Raw genomic sequence first — 18,353 nt, forward strand, 5'->3', positions numbered from 1 at the left:
ATTCGGTCGTGTGGAAGTCATGTACCGATCCTGGCCCGCGCGCCGCCGTTCGGGTACGCGACACCGCCGTCCGTAAGGAATTCGTCACAAGCTCCCGGCGGGTCAGGTGTGCGTGGTGAACGTCGCCATCATCGCCATGTCCTCGTGCTCGAGATTGTGACAGTGCAGCACGTACCGCCCCGGATAGTCGGTGAACCGCACGGCGATCTCGGCGAGTTCACTGGCTCCCAGATAGACGGTGTCCTTCCAGCCCGCATCGGTGGCCTGGGGTGGCGCGCCGTTGCGGGAGAGCACCTGGAATTGGTTGAGGTGCAGGTGAATCGGATGATCGAGATCGGTGGACAGCCGCCAGATCTCCACCTCGCCCAGACGCGGCCGGGCGATCGGTTCGCGCGGATCGTAGGGCCGTCCGTTGATCAGCCAGCCGCTCATCGAGCCGGAATCCCCACGGCGGAAATCGAATCGGCGGGTGGTGACCGCGTCGTGCCGGTGCAGTGGCGCGATCTCGGAGAGTCGATCGGGCACCGTGGAGGTGTCCGCGACCCGCTCGACGACCTCGAAACGCATGACGCGCGTGGTGTTTCCGTCGCCGAGGTCGTTGTGGATGTCGACGCGGTCGCCGACCGAACATCCGGACAGATCCAGGATCACCTCGTAGCGTTCGCCGGGCGCGATCGTCAGTTCGTCCACCCGTTGTGGTTCCCGCAGCAGCCCGCCGTCCGAGCCGATCTGCACGAAATGTCCGTCCCCGCGCGGCATGTCGACGCGGAGCCGGTAGACGCGGGCATTGGATCCGTTGATCAGGCGCAGCCGGTGCCGAGCTGTGCCGACCCGGTGCACCGGCCAGGGCACGCCGTTCACCAGAATCACGTCGCCCAGCACGCCGCGGCCGAATTTCCCGGTCACCCCGGGCGTGTGCAGGGCGGTGGGATCGATGGCCGGATAGTTGAACGCCCCGGTCGCGTCGAATGCCCGATCGGTGATCAGCAACGGCAGATCCCGTGTGCCCGAGGGTAATCCGAGTCGCCGCTCGTCCGGGTCGACGATCAGGTGCACCCCGGCCAGTCCACGCCACACCGATGCGCCGGTGAAATCCATCCGATGATCGTGATACCAGAGCGTCGCCGCGGGCTGCCCGGCCGGATAGATGTAATCGCGCTCACCGATCATGGTGTGTGCCAAGGGATCCGAGGTCATCATCATCGCGTCGTGCGGGCTCATCGTGTCGACGGGTGACAGCAGATCGGTCGGATACCCGTCCGATGCCTCGGGCACATGCCCGCCGTGCAGATGAACCACCACCGGCACGGGTAACTCGTTGCGATGCGTGATCACCGCGCGGCGACCGCGTTCGGTCACCAGCAGCGGCCCGGGGAAGGTGCCGTCGTAACCCCAGATCGGCGTCGAATAACCGGGCAGCACAACGGCATTCGCGCGCCGCTGGACGATCCGGTAGTAGTCCGTGGTCGCATCGCGGCGAATCGGAGTGAGTGGCGAGGGCACCCGCAGCGGCAGCGTGAATGGTTCGGGCAGCCGGGCCGAACTGGTCAGATGCACCCGGTCGTCCGGGGAATCGGCGGTCAACTGCCAGGCCCCGGCCGCCCCGGCCACCCCGACCGCCGCCGCGATCCGGAACAGGGACCGTCGGGAGAACGCGGAGTTCATCAGGCCGCGACCTCGGTCTCGATCGCCGGCTTCGCCCACACCTGCATCGTCACCGCGACCAGACCTGCCACGAGCGCGACGCCCAGCGGCACGTGCACGGCCAGAATCGCCTTGTGCCCCAACCCGATCTCGGCTCCCGCGGCAACGGTCAGCGCCGCACTACGCAGCACGGCCCGCCCGGTGGCCTGCCCGAACCGCCACGCCGCGGCGAAACACAGCGTCATGATCAGCATGCCGATCGCCATGATCGACCCGTTCAGCGAATGCGCGTCCAACCCGTCGTAACTTCCGGCCATCAGGCGTCCGGCGAACATGGCCTGGGCGAAGCTGTCCAGCGCGACCAGGGTCGTCACCGTCCGGAGCAGCCGCTGCCACGCGCGCGGCGTCACCCCTGCCGCCGCGCGCTGAAAAGCCAAGCGGGAATGGGGGTTCGGGCCTCGGCACCGGGCAGCTTGCCCAGCATCGTGGCGGGTCGCAGCTCCTCGATGCTCCAACCGGTCGCGAAACTCTCGCGGAGTTCGGCCTCGGTGATCCGGCGCGGCCCGGGGCCGGGCTCGGCCGCCGCACTGACCGCCAGTATGTGCACGAGCGCGCCCGGCACCGAAACCCGGTGCAGCGCTGCGACATAGCGGCTTCGATCGGCGTCGCCGAAGGTGTGGAACAGGCCGGAATCCAGCACGCTGTCGAATTGTCCGTCGTAGCCGGACAATTCGCAGGCGTCGGCCACGGCGAACTCGGCCTCGATGCCGCGCAGCGCGGCCTTGGCGCGGGCGTGCTCGATGGCCGCCGGTGCGCCGTCGATACCGGTCACCCGATGTCCGCGCGTGGTCAGGAACAGTACGTTCTCGCCGGTGCCGCATCCGGCGTCCAGCACGCGCGGGCCGAACGCGCCCGCGCTCTCCAGTTCCTCGACCAGCGGCTGAGCCTGGCCGATATCCCAGCCGGCGGACCGGACGTCGGATCCGTCGGCGGGCTGGGTCCGGTAGAAAGCGTCGAAGTATTCGGTCGGGTTGGTGGACGGTGTCGTCACGATGATCCCCTTGATAGTTCAGATTTCCGAATAGTTCAGAAGTCTGAACTTGTATGCTGGGTGCTGTCAAGAGGGACCGGGAGGCGTAGTGGAAGAGGCATCGGCCGACGGCGCGGATGTGGCATCGACCGTGAGTGCGGAGCAACGACGTCGGCTGACGATGCTCGTGCCGATGGTCTCCGCCTACCTGCGGCGTGCCCGGAACGACATGCCACCGGTGATCCGGAAGGTGTTCGAGCAGGCGGGACTGGGTGCGCGGCACGGCGCGGTGCTGGGCTTCGTGGTGTCGTCGGGCCCGGCGAGCGTGAGTGAGGTGGCCCGGCAACTGGGGCTCGGGCTCACCAATGCCAGTCAGCTCAGCGGGGAGCTCACCCGGGCCGGGCTGCTACAGCGGCGCAACGATCCGGCCGACCATCGGCGCACACTGCTCTCGGCCGCGCCGGAGTACCGCGCGGCCTTCGAGGAATTCCTCGCCCGGCGCAGTGCGGGGCTGTTCCGCGCGATGGATCGGCTCACGCCCGAGGAGCGGCACGGATTCCTCGCCGGAATGCAGGCGTGGGTGGATGAGATCGAGGGGGAACAGGGCGGAGCGTAGGGGTCAGAGAACCGCCTGGGTCTGGGTGGTCTTGCCGACGAGTGTGCCTGCGGCATCGTGGATTTCGGTCTCCACGACGATGAAGCGACGTCCGGTGTGCAGGGGGCGGGAGGTGGCCAGGGCGTGGCCGGATCGGATCGCGCGCAGGAAGTTCGTCTTGGATTCCACCGTCGTGGACCTCGGGGGTAATGGCCGCGCCGAGCCGGACCCTCACGACTCCCGGCGCGCACCTGCCGAGGGCACCGCGACGAAAGTTCGCGGTTGTGCGAAACCCTCGGTGTGGAAACGGTTTTCGATACTCTCGACGGTCGCGTCGAGACGGTCGGTGTCCACCAGGGCGATGATGCTGCCGCCGAATCCGCCGCCGACCATGCGCGCGCCGTGCGCACCCGCCGCCAATGCCGCGGCGACCGCCGCGTCCAACTGCGGGGTGGAGATCTCGAAATCGTCCCGCAGCGAGGCGTGTCCGGCGGTCAGGATCGGCCCGATCTCGCGCGGATCGCGGCCGTCGTGCAACATCCGCACCACCTCGAGCACCCGCGCGTTCTCCGAGACGATGTGCCGGGCCCGGCGTCGCGGCGCGTCCGCGGCGATCCGCTCGACCGCCGCGATATCGGTGATCTCGCGCAGCGACCGCACCCCGAGCGCGGCTGCGGCCTGCTCACATTCCTTGCGGCGCTGGGCATATCCGCCACCGGCGTGCTGATGCGGGGTATTGGTGTCCGCGACCAGCAGCGTCAGCCCGGCCGCGGCCAGATCGAAGGGCACCTGGTCGTGTTCGCCCCGGCCGAAGTCCAGGAACAGCGCGTGCCCGGCCGTGCACAGCACCGACGCGGACTGATCCAGCGTCCCGGTGGCCGCGCCGACATACGAGTTCTCCGCGGCCCGGCCGATATCGATCAGCTCGGCATCGGTGACCGGCAGCTCGAACAGATCGCGCAGCGCGACCGCGACCGCGCACTCCACCGCCGCCGAGGAGGACAGCCCCGCGCCGACCGGCACCGCGCCGTCCAGTTCGAGCCGCACACCCGCAATCGCGTATCCCCGCCGGACGTACTCGTGCACGACGCCGAGCGGATACCGCGCCCAGCCGGTCACCGTCGCATCCGCGAGCCCGGCGATCGGCTCGGTGATCACCTCGCCGGGATGCTGTCGTGACGAAACCATCACTCGCGCATCGGATTCGGCCGTCGCCGCGCACCGCACCACATGCGGCAGCGCGATCGGCAACGCGTAGCCGTCGTTGTAATCGGTGTGCTCGCCGATGATGTTGACCCGTCCGGGGGCGACCCAGACGCCCTGTTCGACTCCGCTCACGACGCGGTGACCTCCCGCAGTTCGGCCGCGACCGTCTCCGGGGTGGTGTCGCTGATGAAGACGTTCATGCCGGATTCGGATCCGGCCAGGTACTTGAGCTTGCCCGCCGCCCGGCGGATCGAGAACAGCTGTAGGTTCAGCCACCAATCATCGCGGGGCACACCGGATTTCGGTGTCGGGGCCTGATTCCAGGCGGCGATGTACGGCATCGGGGTGTCGAAACGGTGGGCGAAGCGGCCCAGCACGTCCAGATAGAGTTCGGCGAACGCGTCGCGCTGGGCGTCGTCGAGGTCGGGCAGGTCGGCCACCCGGCGATGCGGATACAACTGCACCTCGTACGGCCAGCGGGCGAACGGCGGCACGAAGGCGGTCCACTCCTCGTTGGCCGCGACCACGCGCAGTCCGGCCGCGCGCTCGGCGGCGAGCAGATCGCCGAACAGGTTGCCGCCGTGGGCTTTCCGATACTCCGCGACATTGGCGGCGATCTTCGCGACGCGCGGCGTGACGAAGGGGTAGGCGTAGATCTGCCCGTGCGGATGCGCCAGGGTGACCCCGATCTCCTCGCCGTGGTTCTCGAAGCAGAACACCTGGCCGACGCCGTCCAATTCGCTCAGTTCGGCGGTGCGATGGGCCCACACGTCCACCACCATGCGCGCCCGCTGCGGGTCCAGCCGATCGAAGGAGGAATCGTGAACACTGGTGAAGCACACCACTTCACAGCGTCCGTATCCGTCCCGGAGTTCGGTGAGCGGCGAACCCGCCACCGCGGCGGGCAATTCGATGTGATCGGTCGACAATGACGGAAACCGATTCTCGAAAACCGCTATCTCGTAATCGGATTCGGGAATCTCGGTGGCCCGTTCCGGCGTCGACGGGCACAGCGGGCACAGATCCGCCGGAGGCAGGAAGGTGCGGGTCTGGCGATGCGAGGCCAGCACCACCCATTCGCCGAGCAGCGGATCGAATCGACGCTGCGAATGGGTGGTCGTCGTCGGCAGGTCGCGGGTGTCGATCGCGTTGCGCGCCACCGGTTCCCGGTCGAAGTACAGGATCTCGCGGCCGTCGGCGAGGCGGCGACGGGTGGTGATCATCGGCGGGCCCGCCGCGGTGTGCACATCTGGTCAGGTCCGAGCGCCATGCCAACCTCCGATCGGGACACGTGAGAGTCGGTCCGGACAGTACACCGGAAGGTTGTGAGCGCTCACATCAGGGCGGTGCGGGAACGTTCCGACGGTCTGCCGGAACGTTCCCGCGAACGGTCAGTATTCGCTGCCGAACAGCCCGCCCGGGCCGTAGGAGCCGGTGTTCGGCGGCGGGGGCATCAGCACCCAGCGGCCGCATCCGGTCGCCTTGAAGGCGACATCGGTGGATTTGATCATCACTCGGACCGGGGTGTGCTTGGTCAGATCGCTGGCCACGATGTACTGATTCGGATCACCGTGGTCCTGTGGGCCGGGAATCTTCCACAGCCGTTCCCAGAAGCACGCATGTGCCGGATCGGTCGGCCCGGCCGACTGATAGATGCCGGGGGTGATGTCCACGCCCACGCGGTAGAGCCCGTCGCCGGGGATGGACGTCGCCGGAGCGGCGGCGGCCGTTCCCGACGCGAGCAGGGTGGCCGCCGAAGCCACGGCTCCGGCGATCGCAAGCGTGCTGGCACGCACGGTGGTCCTCCTAGAACTGATCTGTGCCGCCGAAAATTCGGTGGCGTGGCGGGAACTCCCGCACCTTTCCCGGCTGTCTATCAGAATCACGCGGGCGAATTGATCGAATCGGCGAAATTTGTGGTGTCACACGACGATGCACCCCGTATCGTTCGCCTCGATCGATCTTGCCCCGACCACCTATGGGGTGCGCGGATCGCTGGTTCGGCCGCGGCTGCCCCGGAGGAGAACAGCCCATGTCTCAGAACGATTCGGTCGTCAACCCGCTCGACCGCCGCACGGCGCTGGCCGGCGCCGGTGTGGCCGCGGCCGCGCTCACCCTGGCGGCCGCCTGTAGCTCGGATGATTCGTCGTCGACTTCCTCGTCGACGACCGCGAAGCAGGCGGACGCGCCACTGACCAGTACCTCCGATGTGCCCGTCGGCGGTGGGGTGATCGTCGGCGACACCGTCGTCACCCAGCCGACCGCGGGTACCTACTCCGGTTTCTCCACCACCTGCACCCATGCCGGATGCAAGGTCAACAAGGTGGTCAACGGATTGATCGAATGTCCTTGTCACGGAAGCACATTCCATCTCGACGGGACCGTGGCGCACGGCCCGGCCACCCGTCCGCTGGCGTCGCACGCGGTGAAGGTGCAGGGGAGCAATATCGTGCGCGCCTGAGGTAGGCGGCGCGCGCGAGTGCCGGATGCGGGAATGTTGCGGATCGCTGTGAAACGGGAGTGGAAGGCGACATCGGGCGAGATTGTGGCTATGCTCACCCGTAACAACCGCAACAGCAGTAACAGCTAGGGCGGTACGCCGCCCCGGCTGTGCTCATTGGCACCGCGATACCGGTACCAGCACCGGATTTGGAGGGCGTTGTGTTCTCTCGCCAGCTGTTCCACCGCAAGCCGAAAGTCGTTCGGGCAGGTCTGTGTCTCGTCGTCACGACCGCTGCCACCTGCGCGGGACTCGTGCCGAGCGCCTCGGCCGCCCCTGCCGCGCCCGCGCCGGCACCGTCCAATCTGTCCACCAAACTGTCGGGTCGGACGATATTCATCGATCCCGGGCACCAGGGCTCCGGGCAGGATCTGAACCGCCCGGTCAGCAATGGTTACGGCGGTACCAAGCCCTGTCAGACCACCGGGATGACCGCCCTGGACGGCACGCCCGAGCACACCATCAACTGGAAGGTTGCCAACCTCGTCAAGCAGTCACTCGAGGTGCTGGGTGCGCGGGTGGTGCTGAGTCGTCAGGACGACACCGGGTGGGGTGGTTGCGTCGACGAGCGGGCCGCCGCGGCCAATCGTTCGGGCGCCGACGTCGCGGTCAGCATCCACGCCGACGGCGCGCCCGCGCAGGATCACGGATTCCATCTCATCGTCCCGAAGCTGCCCGTCTCCGATGCCAAGGCATCGCAGGTGCAGGCGACCGCCGGACTGGCCGCCAGCAAGGCCGTGCGCGATGCCTACAAGCGGGCCGGATTCACCGCGGCCAGCTACGCCGGGGCCGTCGACGGGATGCAGACCCGCTCCGATATCGCCGGGCCCGCGCTGACCCAGGTGCCCGACGTGTTCATCGAGATGGGCAACGGGGCCAACAAGGCCGACGCGGCACAACTGGTCTCCAACGAGGGCCAGATCAAGCATGCGATCGCCATCACCACCGGACTGGTGACCTATCTGCTCGGAGCCCCGCCCAGCAGTTCGGCCGCAGCCGCCCCGATTCCGCAGACGAACGCGGCTCCTGCGGCGAACGACGGCACCGCACCGCAGAACGCCGCTCCGGCAGTGGATTCCACGCCCAACCCGGTCGCGCCCAACGCTGCCACACCGAATGCCGCCGTGCCGAATGCGGCGACACCCGCTGCGCCGCAGCAGAGTACGCCCGGCGCCTACACCCCCGGTGCCGCGCAACCGCAGGCCACGCCGGGCACCACGCCGCAGGCGGGCACCCAAACCCAGCCCGGCACACCGAATCTCGCCGATCCGAACTCCGCGGTGAGCACCCTGGTCACCTCGGCCATCCAGTTGCTCGCACCGCTGGCGACCTCACTGGGCCTGGGTGACGTGGCGAATTCGGAGCTGATCAACCTCGCATACACGTTGGTGTCGACGCTCATCGGGGCCGCGGGCAACGCGGCTGCTGCCGTCACCAAGTAATCCGCGTTCCGGTCGCGCCCTGCCGCACGTCACGTGCGGCAGGGCGCGCTGCTTGTTGGGCGCGCTGCTTGTTGGGCGCGCTGCTTGTTGGGCGCGCTGCTTGTTGGGCGCGCTGCTTGTTGGGCGCGCTGCTTGTTGGGCGCGCTGCTTGTTGGGCGCGCTGCTTGTTGGGCGCGCTGCTTGTTGGGCGCGCTGCTTGGTTTCGGTGGCGTTCGCTCCGTTTCGTGCGTGAACATTCGTGCGTGACGGATTGGCCCCGCGTTGCGGTCGATGACCGGTCAGGCGTGCTGCGCGCTGGGCCGAGTCTCAGCCGACTGCGCCCGCGGCGAGGGCGGTTTTCCAACTGCTGTATTCGCTGATGTCCTTGGCGGTGAGGGCGGTGGTGGCGTCGCAGGCGAAGGCGGTGTGCCAGGTGCCGTCGTCCAGTTCTACTGCGCCCAGTTGCATGGGGGCGGGGAGTTGGGTGAGGAATTGGCCGAGGGCGGCGGGGGAGAGTAGCCAGCGTTCTCCGGCGATGGTTGCTCCGGTGATGTCGTCGGGTTGGCGGGTGACGGCGGGTTTCGGGGGAGTGGTGTCGAGGGCGGCGAGGCGGTATCGCGGTGCGGTTCGTACCGGGCCCGCCCAGCGTGCGCCGAGGTCAGTGAGTTGATGTTCGAGGGGCTGGCCGCGTAGGTGTGCGCCGAAGACGATCAGTTCGTGGGCGGGTGCGCGGCGTAGTGGCCAGGCGGGGGCCGGCTCGGGGTGGGAGTGGTTGTCTCCCTCGGTGATTCGTGTGGCGATATCCAGTGCGACCGCGTCTTCGAAGGGGCGGGCCAGTACCGTGACGCCGAACTGTGCGTCGCCCGCGGTTCCGGCCGGGACCGCCACCGCGCACAGGTCGAACAGATTGCAGAAGTTCGTGTAGACCCCGAGTCGGGAATTGACGCCGATCGGGTCGGCGCTCACCTCCGCGATCGTCGGTTGGTAGGGGGCGGTCGGGGTGAGCAGGGCGTCGGAGCCGTTCAAGCTTGCCAATGCGCGGGCGCGAAGTTGTTGTAGCGTTTCGAGATCCGCGACGAGCCGGTGTGCCGGGATGTCGCGGGCGGCGCGGATGATCGATCCGACCGTGGGGTCGATCGCGTCGGGGTGCGCATCTACGAATTCGCCTACCGCGGAGTACCTTTCGGCGACCAGTGCGCCGTCGTACAGCAGCCGGGCCGCCGCCAGGAACGGTTCGGGATCCACCGTGACGATGCGCGCACCGGAGTCCCGCAGTTGTGCGACGGTTCGATCGAAGGCTTTGCGCCACAATGGGTCCAGGTCGGGCAGTGCGTCGAAGATCGCCACGACGGGTTCCGGCGGCGCGGCGAACCGCACGTCGGCGGGCCAGGTGCGGGCACCGGCGGCGGCGAGCACGCCCATCGCTCGGTTCGCCAGGTGTATGTCCGCGGCGAAGATCGTCACGCAGTCGTAGGACCGGCAGGCCGGGACCACACCCTCGGTGGACACCACCCCGACGGTCGGTTTGATGCCGACGATGCCCTGGAATGCCGCCGGGACCCGGCCCGAACCCGCGGTATCGGTGCCGATCGCGATATCGGCCGCACCGCTGGCCACCGCGACCGCGGAACCGGAACTCGAACCGCCCGAGACGAATTCGGGCCGTCGCAGATCCGAAACCGCGCCGTAGGGCGAGCGCGTGCCGACCAGTCCGGTCGCGAACTGGTCCAGATTCGTCTTCCCCACCACGACCGCGCCCGCCGCGCGCAGGGCCGCGACCGCGGGTGCGTCGTGCTCCGGGGTGTAGGCGAACTCCGGACAGCCTGCGGTGGTGGGCATTCCGGCGACATCGACATTGTCCTTCACGGCCAGTCGCAGCCCGGCCAGCTCACCCCCGGCGGCCGTGAGTTGTGCGGCGATCGAATCGTCGGGTGGTCGATGGATCCATACGGTCATGGTCCGGTCTCCTCGAATGTGAACCTTGTGGCTGGGCGGTGCGGTTTGCTCAAACCGCTGATTCGGCGAGTTCGCCTGCCGTGCGCCAGGATTGACGTTCGGCGGCGAAAGCCTGCTGCTGTCGAGCGCGGAACTGCTCGATCGAGGTGGCGTTGTCCGCGAGGAAGCGGCGGTGGTCCGAGAGCCGGAATTCGCCGTCCTCCGCGCGCAATTCACCGCGCCCGGCAGCGAATTCCGCGCGCAGGTGCAGCAATTCGTCGGCTTCGACCGGGTACCACCGGATGCGGTCGAAATATCTGAGCAGCCAAGGGGATTCATCGCCCGTGGTGTTGTGCTGCCACACCTGGGTAGTCCGCCCCACGAACTGGTAACCGCCTGGACCCTCCATACCGTAGATGCACAGGTACGCGCCGCCGATGCCGACCGCGTTCTGGGGAGTCCAGGTGCGAGCCGGATTGTATTTCGTGGTGACCAGGCGATGCCGGGGATCGGTCGGGGTGGCCACGGGTGCGCCGAGGTAGACATCACCCAGGCCGAGCACCAGGTATTCGGCCGCGAAGACGGTATCGAAAACCTCACTCACCGTGGACAATCCGTTCATTCTGCGGATGAACTCGATATTCCACGGGCACCACGGCGCATCCGCGCGAACGCCGTGCATGTAGCGGGTGATCGCCTCGCGGGTCGCCGGATCGTCCCAGGACAGCGGCAGATGTACGGTCCGGCTCGGGACCACCAGTTCGTCGGCGGGCGGCAGCAGCGATTCCGCATCACCCAGCAGGGCAAGCAGTTTCGCGGTCGGCAGGCGATCCGGATCGAATCGGATCTGAAGAGAACGGATGCCCGATGTCAGTTCGGTGATGCCCGGTTCGCCGCGCTCACGCAGGTGCTCGTACAGCGCGTGCACGCGTGCCCGGAGCCCGAGATCCAGTGTCATATCGCCGTATTCGACCAGCACGCCGTCCTCACCCGCACGCCGATAGGTCACCGTGGTGGTGTCGTCGGCGTCGGTGCGGGCCAGGATGCCGTCGTCGCGGTCTCCGGCGGTCGAGCGGACGAACGGCCAGCCCGCCCGGCGCGCGGGGCCCAGGCTGCGTGGTGAGGCGACGCGATCGGCGCGCACCGGGACGAACCGCACGGTGTCGCCCGGCGCGAGCTGACCGAGTTTCCAGCGATCGGCGGCGGTCACCGTGATCGGGCAGACGAATCCGCCGAGGCTGGGTCCGTCCGGTCCGAGCAGGATCGGGGTGTCGCCGGTGAAGTCCAGTGCGCCAACCGAATACGCGGTGTCGTGGATATTGGACGGGTGCAGTCCGGCCTCGCCGCCGTCGGTGCGCGCCCACTGTGGTTTGGGGCCGATGAGCCGCACGCCGGTCCGGTCGGAGTTGAAATGCACCTGGTAGTCGGTGGCGACGATGGTGTCGATGTCGTTGCGCGTGAAGAACTCCGGCGCGCCGTGCGGCCCCTCGGTGACGGCCAGCTCCCAGCGATGGGACAGCATCGGGCGGTCGTCGGTGGGCACACCGGAGGTGACAGTTCCGGTGGCCGTGTCCAAGGGCAGCCGGTCTGCGGCCCGCAGCGCCGCCCCCGTACCGCCGCCGAACCCGCCGAGCGTGAAAGTCGCTGTGCTACCCAGATATTCGGGCAGCTCGAGCCCGCCCTCGAACAGGATGTAGGTCCGCATACCGGGCCCGGTGACCGGACCGACATCCAGCACCCCGCCCGCCGGGACTCGCACCGTGCGCCACTGCGGCACCGGCACCCCGTCCACGGTGACCGGCGCGGGCGCTCCGGTCACACACACCCGCACCTCCCGCTCGAAGCGCAGCGCCGGACCACCCAGCGTGCATTCGAGCCCCGCCGCGCCCTCGGCATTGCCCAGCGCCCGGTTGCCCAGCCGGAACGACAGATCGTCCATCGGCCCCGACGGCGGCACTCCCACATGCCAGAACCCCACCCGTCCCGGCCAATCCTGCACCGTCGTCAGCATTCCCGGCCGCAGCACCTCGATCTCGTTCGTGGGCCGCACCTCGAGCGCTGCCCATGCGGCGGCCGCATCCGTCCCGACCGTCTCGCCATCCATCGAATCGCGTGTCGCAGAACGAGTTTCGTTGTCACCATCGACAGCCGGTTGCGCACCTGCTGCTGCGGTGTGGATTGTGTGAGCCCCCGTCTCGGCGACGGAGACGATTGCGGGTTTCTCGGTTCCGGCGATATCGGGCGGTCGCACGTCGAGGATGTGTTTCCGGGATGCGGGTGGGTGCCCGAGCGATGCGAGGGCCGGTGCGGCGTCGGTCATACTCTCGTACCTCCTGCGCGAATGTGACTGTGCGGTAGTGGATTCAGTGGAACTCGGGGCGGCGCCAGCTCAGTGCGTGATGACCATGCGGACGGGGGTGGGGTCGAATCCGTTGCAGGGGTTGTTGATCTGCGGGCAGTTGGAGATCAGGACGAGGGTGTCGATCTCGGCGCGCAGGGACAGGCTCTTGCCCGGGGCGGACAGGCCGTCGACGATGCCGAGGGTGCCGTCGGCCTCCACCGGGACGTTCATGAACCAGTTGATGTTCGAGACCAGATCCCGTTTGCCCAGACCCCATTTCATACCTTCGGCGAGGAAGTTCTCGACGCAGGCGTGCTGATGGCGGGTGTGGTGGCCGTAGCGCAGGGTGTTGGACTCCTGTGAGCAGGCCCCGGCGACGGTGTCGTGGTTGCCCACCTCGTCGGCGATGACCGTCATCAGGGCGGTGCCGGTCTCGGTGCGCAGCACACTGCCGGTGGTGAGAAAGATGTTGCGCTGCGCGGTGATCGTGGCCTGGGCGCTGTAGCGGTCGGCGTGATCGGCGGCCGAGTACAGCAGGCAGTCGACGGCCTGATTGCCGTGCAGGTCGATGATGTCCAGCCGGGCTCCGGCGGGGACGACGGCCGACCAGGGACTGCGAGCGGGCACGGTCTGATCGAGGATGACGGTGTGTGCCGAGGTGGTCATATGTGGGATCCGTTCCGGGGGAATGGGTTTCGGTCTCTGTGCGCCGGGTGTGTCACGCCGGGATGTGCGCGGCGTGCCATGCCCGCTCGGTGTTCTCCACGGCCCGTTGGTATTCCGGCTCGGTGCCGGGAAGGTGCGCGAGATCCTCGGGCGTGTGCCACGCGACGACGTCGAGTTCGGTGACCGGAGTCGGGTCGAGAGGATGCTCGGCGTTCGCGAGCAGCAGGGTGACCGGCAGATGCGTGATCAACTCGACCGCCTGTCCCGCTCCGGCACCGCCGGTCGGCACGAGTCCGCCGTCCGCATCGACCCGCACGCCACGGAACAGCGATACCGTCGGCCCGATATCACGCGAGGTCAGCCCCTGCTTCGAGGCGGCGAGCAACAGGCCGCGTCGAGCGGCGGGCCCCGGGCCACACAGGGCGTCGTGTCGCCGTGACGTATCCGCCACGAGCGTGGCCAGAATGCGCCCTTGATCGGAGAGCAACGGATGTCCGGTCCCCAGGTAGGCCTGCCACGGCACCTTCACCGTATCCGCGACATTGAGCCGCTCCCAGGGAGAATCGGCGCGCAGCAGCATCAGGTGCGCGCACGCCGCGCCCGCGGGATCGGACAGCCTGATCCGAGTTCCCCGGTCCAGCACGACATTCGCGTACCCGCCCGCCGGAATCCGCTGGGCGAAGGAGATATTCGCGGCATCGACGTTCGCGGGCAGCTCCGGCCCGTCGACATTCGCGCCCGCCGCCTGCGAACGGGCGTGTGCCCGTGCCTCGGTCGTGGATGCGGTGCTGGTCATTGCGAGTCCTTTCGATGACGTGCGACGGTGACGGCTCGATCGATCGCGGCGGCGATCAACAGGGCCAGGGCCGGGCGGCCCAGATATCCGGGTCGGGCGGTGCGGGCACCGGCGCGGCGGGTCATGCGGGTTGTACTGCGGGCGTGGCGTTTCGGTCCGGTGCGGCCGCGAGCCGGTGCACCACTATGCCGACGGCGATGGTCAGCAGCACGAAAAGCGGTGCGGCCCAGAGCATCCACCAGCTGCCGCCGTTCGGTGTGTAGACCGCGGGTCGGGGCCAGGCCAGGTTCACAGCCATCGCGATACCCCAGACCACGGCCAGCAGGTTCACCGGAATTCCCCAGCGCCCCAGGGAGAACAGGCCGTCGGGTTGCTGGACCGGGCCGCGCAGCCGCTGGAGCAGCAGCGGCACGGTGACCAGCAGATAGGCCAGGTACAGCATGACGATGCAGACGCTGGCCAGGGTCGCGAAGATCGCCGCGTTGCCGAGGTTGAGTACCAGCAGTGCGATCGCGAGCGCGCCGATCACCACCGACGGCAGCACCGGCGTGCCGAAACGGGGATGGACCGTGGCGAGCTGCCGGGCGAACGGCAGTCGTCCGTCGCGGGCCATCGAGAACATCAGCCGCGAGCCCGCGGTCTGAATTGCCAAGGTGCACACCGAGATCGCGACGGCGACGCAGCCCAGCAGCACCTTGCCCGCCGGACTGTCCAGCGTCGCGGAGATGACGTACGCCAGCCCGTCGGTGGACAGGTTGCCGTCGGTCAGACTCGGCGCGGCCATCAGCGCACCGAACAGCATGAGCCCGCCACCGAGCGCCGAGACGGCCAGCGCGGTCAGAATCGTGCGCGGCGCGACCTGCCGGGGATTGCGGGTCTCCTCGGAAAGCTCACCGGCGGAATCGAATCCGACCATCACGTAGGCGGCCATCAACCCGGACACCAGGAATGCGGCCCAGTATCCGCCGGGCGCGGCGGTGCTGTGTTCGAGCACGACGTGCGGTCCGCGATGGGTGTGGGTCAGGAACAGCGCGATCGTGGCGAGCACCCCGACGATCTCGATCGTGACGCCGATGGTGTTGATCCGCGCCATCAGTTCGATACCCACCACATTGACCACCGTGGTCAGCACCAGCAGGATGCTGCCCAGCAGCACCGCGTTCGCCGCACCGGATTTCGAGGTCAGCGCGGTGTCGTGGCCGATGAGCTGGAACCCGCTCCAGATCGAGGGCAGCACCACCTGCAGCGCGATGGCCGCCGCGGCGGCGGTGACGATCTGCGCGATGATCATCATCCAGCCCGCGAACCAGCCGACGAGTTCGCCCGCGAGTCGGCGCGACCACTGGTAGATGCATCCCGAAATCGGGTACCGCGCAGCGAGTTCGGCGAAGTTCAGCGCCACCAGGAACTGTCCGGCGAACACGATCGGCCAGGTCCAGAAGAAGGCCCCGCCGCCGAATCCGTAACCGAATCCGAAGAATTGGAAGATCGTGGTGAGGATGGAGACGAAGGAGAATCCGGCCGCGAACGAGGCGTACCGGCCGAGTTTGCGGTGCAGGACGGGCTGGTAGCCGAATGCCTCGAGGTCGGCGCTGTCGGACGGTGATGCGGGCAGGGTGGTGGCCATGGGCGGAATCCTTCGGCGTCGCGGCCAATATCTATCGACTGATAGTTTTCCGAGTCCGATGACCTGATCGGTGACGCCGATGTATCCGGTTCGCTACCGTCGGTAACTTTTGTGTTGCCTGGATTTCTGTCAAATGACAGAAATCTCTCCGCCCAGGTGACGGGCCTGCGAGCGGGTCGATGGTTCAGAATGAGAGGTGTGATGCAACCCGGACCCGGCCGCCCCCGCCTCGAGGCCCGGCGTCGCCGCGGCTCGACACCGCGCGCGGAAATCCTGGACGCCGCCGCCGAACTGTTCACCACGCGCGGGTACGCGAGTACCTCGACCCGGGCCATCGCCGACGCGGTCGGCATCCGGCAGGCCTCGCTCTACCACCATTTCGGGGCGAAGGACGACATCCTGGACGCACTGCTGTCCGAAACGATCTCCGCCCCACTGGATCTTGTCGCGCAGCTGGATGTCACGGACGAGCCGCCGCAGGTGCGGCTCTACGCGCTGGCCTGGTTCGACGTGCGGCAATTGTGTGCGGCGCGTTGGAATCTCGGCGCGCTGTATCTCCTGCCGGAACTGCGTTCGGAACGTTTCGAGGAGTTCCGGTTGCGGCGCGCGCAACTGCGGCAGCGGTACGAGCAACTCGCCGCCGAGGTGGCCACGGATGCCGCGGAGGATGCGCACACACTGCCGTTTCGCCTGGTGGAGAGCGTGATCAACATTCGATCCGATCAGGGTTCGGCACCCGATGAAGCGGATCATCTGATCCCCGACGCCGTCTTGCACATGCTCGGGTGGCACGGTGATCCCGCCTCGGTCCGGGGCGCCGCCGCGGATCTGCTGGATCGCCTGGCTGAGGATTCGTACCAGGTGGGTACGGTGTGAGCAACCGATTGATGTCGGCCTATGGAACGCTGATATCTCTTGTGGCACTGTCGGTTTCGGCCTGCAAGATCTCCGCGTGGGAATCGGATTCGGTACCGCCGAGTTCCTGCGGGACGTGCCGCCAGACCCCGAGCAATGCCTGTTCGTCCAGCGGTTCGGGGCCGTCGTGCACGGTGTCCTGTAGTGCCGCCGTGGTCGCGACGACGTCCAGGCCCGATCCGATCAGGACGAGATCGGTGCGCCGGGACTCGCCGCGCGACCACACCGCCGACTCGAACACCAGATGCCGTCCGACCATGTGCAGCAGGAACTTTCGGCGATCATCCGCGACCCCGAATGCGACGAAACCCTTGGCGCGGAACAACCCGGCCGGTGGATCCTCCAGCAGCGCCACCAACTTGCGCGGATCGAGATCGGTTGTGCTGGTGAACGATACGCTCTGATAGTCGTCGTGCAGATGCCGATGATCGACGGTGTGGTCGTGGTCGTCGTGCAGCAGTTCGTCGAAGCTGAGCTGTTCGGCCACGGTCGGTTCGGCCCGTTCGGGCGGGTCGAACAGCAGCGCGGGATCGATCCGGCCGTGCGTGGTCGCGTGCACCGGGACGCCCCGCACCAGCTCGCCGAGCTCGTCGCGCAGTCGTGCGAGCGCCGCGGCCGGGACCCGATCGGCCTTGTTCAGCACGACCAGATCCGCCAGTCGCAGATGGGACGCCAGTTCCGGATGCCGGTCGCGACTGTCCGGGAAATGCTCCGCGTCCACGAGCTCGACCAGCCCGCCGTACCGGATGCGCGGATTGTCGCTGGTGGCCACCATGCGGATCAGATTGCGCGGTTCGGCCAACCCGCTGGCCTCCACCACGATCACATCGACGCGATTGCTCTGGGCCAGCCGGGTGAACATCTCGTCCAGCTCGCCGATATCCACCGCGCAGCACACGCAGCCGTTGCCCAGCGACACCATCGCGTCGACCTGCCCGGCCACCAGCATCGCGTCGATGTTCACCGCACCGAAGTCGTTGACCACCACCCCGATTCGCGCCTGGCGCTGCCGCAGCAGGTGATTCAGCAGCGTCGTCTTTCCGGCCCCGAGAAATCCGGCCACAATCAATACAGGGATGCGCCGACTCACGCGCCCACCCTACCGACCTGCCTCCGCCCGCCGAGCGCGCACAGTCTCGTCCGGCACGCACGAACTCGAAGCCGTGCGCGTACCAGAGTCTCGGTGTTGTCTGCGTACCAGAATCCCTGTACCGGGCCTGCGCACCGGAGTCCGAGCGCAACGCCGCATCTCACCGGCGTGCGCGCACCGGAATCCACTTCCACATCTCGACCAGCGTGCCGTGGCCGAGTTCGGATTCGAGCACCAGCCCGTCCATCAACCGCCGCGCACCGGGCAGCCCCAAGCCGAGCCGACGGCCCGAACCACCCGCATGCTCGAGCGCGGCGGCCGTATCCGGGATGCCGGGACCCTGATCCTGCGCATGCACCACCAGCGCGCGGCGACCCTGCACGTCGGCGATGGTCAGGCGGACCTCGCCGTGTCCGGCGTAGCTGATGATGTTGCGGGCGACCTCGGAGATGGCGGTGGAGATCATGGTGACGTCGGTCGGGGAGAAACCGAGCCCGATGGCGCAGTCGCGCCCGGCCTGACGCGCGGTGGCGATATCGGCCGCCGCCGCGATGGGGATGGTGAGCGTGCCGCTCGGCCCGGGGAAT

At 68.0% G+C, this 18,353-nt stretch carries 19 protein-coding genes; 4 read left to right on the top strand and 15 right to left on the bottom strand.

What is annotated here, in order from left to right; genetic code table 11:
• Positions 1-102: 102 nt before the first annotated feature.
• The 3 genes from NRB20_RS31120 to NRB20_RS31130 are packed head-to-tail and all read right to left on the bottom strand — an operon-like array spanning position 103 to position 2,695.
• Positions 103-1,665 carry a multicopper oxidase family protein gene (locus tag NRB20_RS31120; RefSeq protein ID WP_153414989.1) on the bottom strand — a complete coding sequence of 521 codons (1,563 nt, stop codon included), beginning with the start codon at positions 1,663-1,665 and terminating at the stop codon, positions 103-105.
• Positions 1,665-2,081, bottom strand: a complete 417-nt coding sequence (locus NRB20_RS31125; protein WP_153414990.1) for a hypothetical protein — start codon at positions 2,079-2,081, stop codon at positions 1,665-1,667. The genes NRB20_RS31120 and NRB20_RS31125 overlap by 1 nt, the downstream gene beginning before the upstream one ends.
• The gene (locus tag NRB20_RS31130) at positions 2,051-2,695 is read right to left on the bottom strand and encodes a class I SAM-dependent methyltransferase (protein ID WP_153414991.1); all 645 of its coding nucleotides are present in this window, start codon (positions 2,693-2,695) and stop codon (positions 2,051-2,053) included. Before NRB20_RS31130 ends, NRB20_RS31125 begins: the two co-directional genes overlap by 31 nt.
• 88 nt (positions 2,696-2,783) lie before the next feature.
• On the opposite strand from NRB20_RS31130, the gene NRB20_RS31135 reads away from it, so the two are divergent.
• Positions 2,784-3,290 carry a MarR family winged helix-turn-helix transcriptional regulator gene (locus tag NRB20_RS31135; protein ID WP_319945618.1) on the top strand — a complete coding sequence of 169 codons (507 nt, stop codon included), beginning with the start codon at positions 2,784-2,786 and terminating at the stop codon, positions 3,288-3,290.
• A 3-nt stretch (positions 3,291-3,293) separates the two neighbouring features.
• Here NRB20_RS31135 and NRB20_RS31140 read toward each other — a convergent pair whose 3' ends face one another.
• The 4 genes from NRB20_RS31140 to NRB20_RS31155 form a co-directional block, all read right to left on the bottom strand.
• Positions 3,294-3,458, bottom strand: a complete 165-nt coding sequence (locus tag NRB20_RS31140; protein ID WP_406603900.1) for a PaaI family thioesterase — start codon at positions 3,456-3,458, stop codon at positions 3,294-3,296.
• A 42-nt stretch (positions 3,459-3,500) separates the two neighbouring features.
• Complete coding sequence (gene galK, locus NRB20_RS31145; protein ID WP_319945619.1) at positions 3,501-4,607, bottom strand: galactokinase; 1,107 nt, start codon at positions 4,605-4,607, stop codon at positions 3,501-3,503.
• On the bottom strand, positions 4,604-5,698 hold the full coding sequence (galT, locus tag NRB20_RS31150; RefSeq protein ID WP_153414992.1) for a galactose-1-phosphate uridylyltransferase: 1,095 nt from the start codon (positions 5,696-5,698) through the stop codon (positions 4,604-4,606). The genes galK and galT overlap by 4 nt, the downstream gene beginning before the upstream one ends.
• A 168-nt stretch (positions 5,699-5,866) precedes the next feature.
• On the bottom strand, positions 5,867-6,271 hold the full coding sequence (locus NRB20_RS31155; RefSeq protein ID WP_319945620.1) for a hypothetical protein: 405 nt from the start codon (positions 6,269-6,271) through the stop codon (positions 5,867-5,869).
• A gap of 236 nt (positions 6,272-6,507) precedes the next feature.
• Here NRB20_RS31155 and NRB20_RS31160 point away from each other — a divergent pair, with 236 nt between their 5' ends.
• Together NRB20_RS31160 and NRB20_RS31165 are read left to right on the top strand one after the other, a co-directional pair.
• Entirely contained in the window at positions 6,508-6,936 is a 429-nt protein-coding gene (locus NRB20_RS31160; RefSeq protein WP_153414993.1) for a QcrA and Rieske domain-containing protein, read from the top strand.
• 200 nt (positions 6,937-7,136) lie between these two features.
• Positions 7,137-8,417 carry an N-acetylmuramoyl-L-alanine amidase gene (locus tag NRB20_RS31165; protein ID WP_406603901.1) on the top strand — a complete coding sequence of 427 codons (1,281 nt, stop codon included), beginning with the start codon at positions 7,137-7,139 and terminating at the stop codon, positions 8,415-8,417.
• A 306-nt stretch (positions 8,418-8,723) separates the two neighbouring features.
• On the opposite strand, the gene atzF is transcribed toward NRB20_RS31165, so the two are convergent.
• From atzF to NRB20_RS31190, 6 genes are all read right to left on the bottom strand, one after another.
• Positions 8,724-10,370: an allophanate hydrolase gene (atzF, locus tag NRB20_RS31170; RefSeq protein ID WP_319945651.1), complete on the bottom strand. Its 1,647-nt coding sequence runs from the start codon at positions 10,368-10,370 to the stop codon at positions 8,724-8,726.
• A gap of 31 nt (positions 10,371-10,401) precedes the next feature.
• Positions 10,402-12,342, bottom strand: coding sequence for a 5-oxoprolinase/urea amidolyase family protein (locus tag NRB20_RS31175; RefSeq protein WP_194290075.1), 1,941 nt, complete (start codon positions 12,340-12,342; stop codon positions 10,402-10,404).
• Positions 12,343-12,720: 378 nt separating this feature from the next.
• Positions 12,721-13,338, bottom strand: coding sequence for an urea amidolyase associated protein UAAP2 (locus NRB20_RS31180; protein WP_153414996.1), 618 nt, complete (start codon positions 13,336-13,338; stop codon positions 12,721-12,723).
• Positions 13,339-13,390: 52 nt separating this feature from the next.
• Entirely contained in the window at positions 13,391-14,134 is a 744-nt protein-coding gene (locus NRB20_RS31185; protein ID WP_153414997.1) for a DUF1989 domain-containing protein, read from the bottom strand.
• Positions 14,131-14,259 (bottom strand): hypothetical protein, encoded by a 129-nt coding sequence (locus NRB20_RS39095; protein WP_264766403.1) that lies wholly within the window; start codon positions 14,257-14,259, stop codon positions 14,131-14,133. The genes NRB20_RS31185 and NRB20_RS39095 overlap by 4 nt, the downstream gene beginning before the upstream one ends.
• Complete coding sequence (locus tag NRB20_RS31190) at positions 14,256-15,761, bottom strand: amino acid permease (protein WP_153414998.1); 1,506 nt, start codon at positions 15,759-15,761, stop codon at positions 14,256-14,258. The genes NRB20_RS39095 and NRB20_RS31190 overlap by 4 nt, the downstream gene beginning before the upstream one ends.
• Before the next feature lie 198 nt (positions 15,762-15,959).
• Between NRB20_RS31190 and NRB20_RS31195 the strand changes: the two genes are divergently transcribed.
• On the top strand, positions 15,960-16,637 hold the full coding sequence (locus NRB20_RS31195) for a TetR/AcrR family transcriptional regulator (RefSeq protein ID WP_454786552.1): 678 nt from the start codon (positions 15,960-15,962) through the stop codon (positions 16,635-16,637).
• 19 nt (positions 16,638-16,656) lie between these two features.
• Here the strand turns inward: NRB20_RS31195 and NRB20_RS31200 are convergent, their stop codons facing one another.
• Both NRB20_RS31200 and NRB20_RS38580 read right to left on the bottom strand, forming a co-directional pair.
• Complete coding sequence (locus NRB20_RS31200) at positions 16,657-17,766, bottom strand: CobW family GTP-binding protein (RefSeq protein WP_319945621.1); 1,110 nt, start codon at positions 17,764-17,766, stop codon at positions 16,657-16,659.
• Between the two features lie 160 nt (positions 17,767-17,926).
• A complete protein-coding gene (locus NRB20_RS38580; protein ID WP_319945652.1) occupies positions 17,927-18,325 on the bottom strand; it encodes an ATP-binding protein in 399 nt (132 codons plus the stop codon).
• Between the last annotated feature and the right edge of the window lie 28 nt (positions 18,326-18,353).

This window comes from Nocardia macrotermitis (genome assembly GCF_009604405.1).
GTDB classification, from domain to species: Bacteria; Actinomycetota; Actinomycetes; order Mycobacteriales; family Mycobacteriaceae; genus Nocardia; species Nocardia macrotermitis.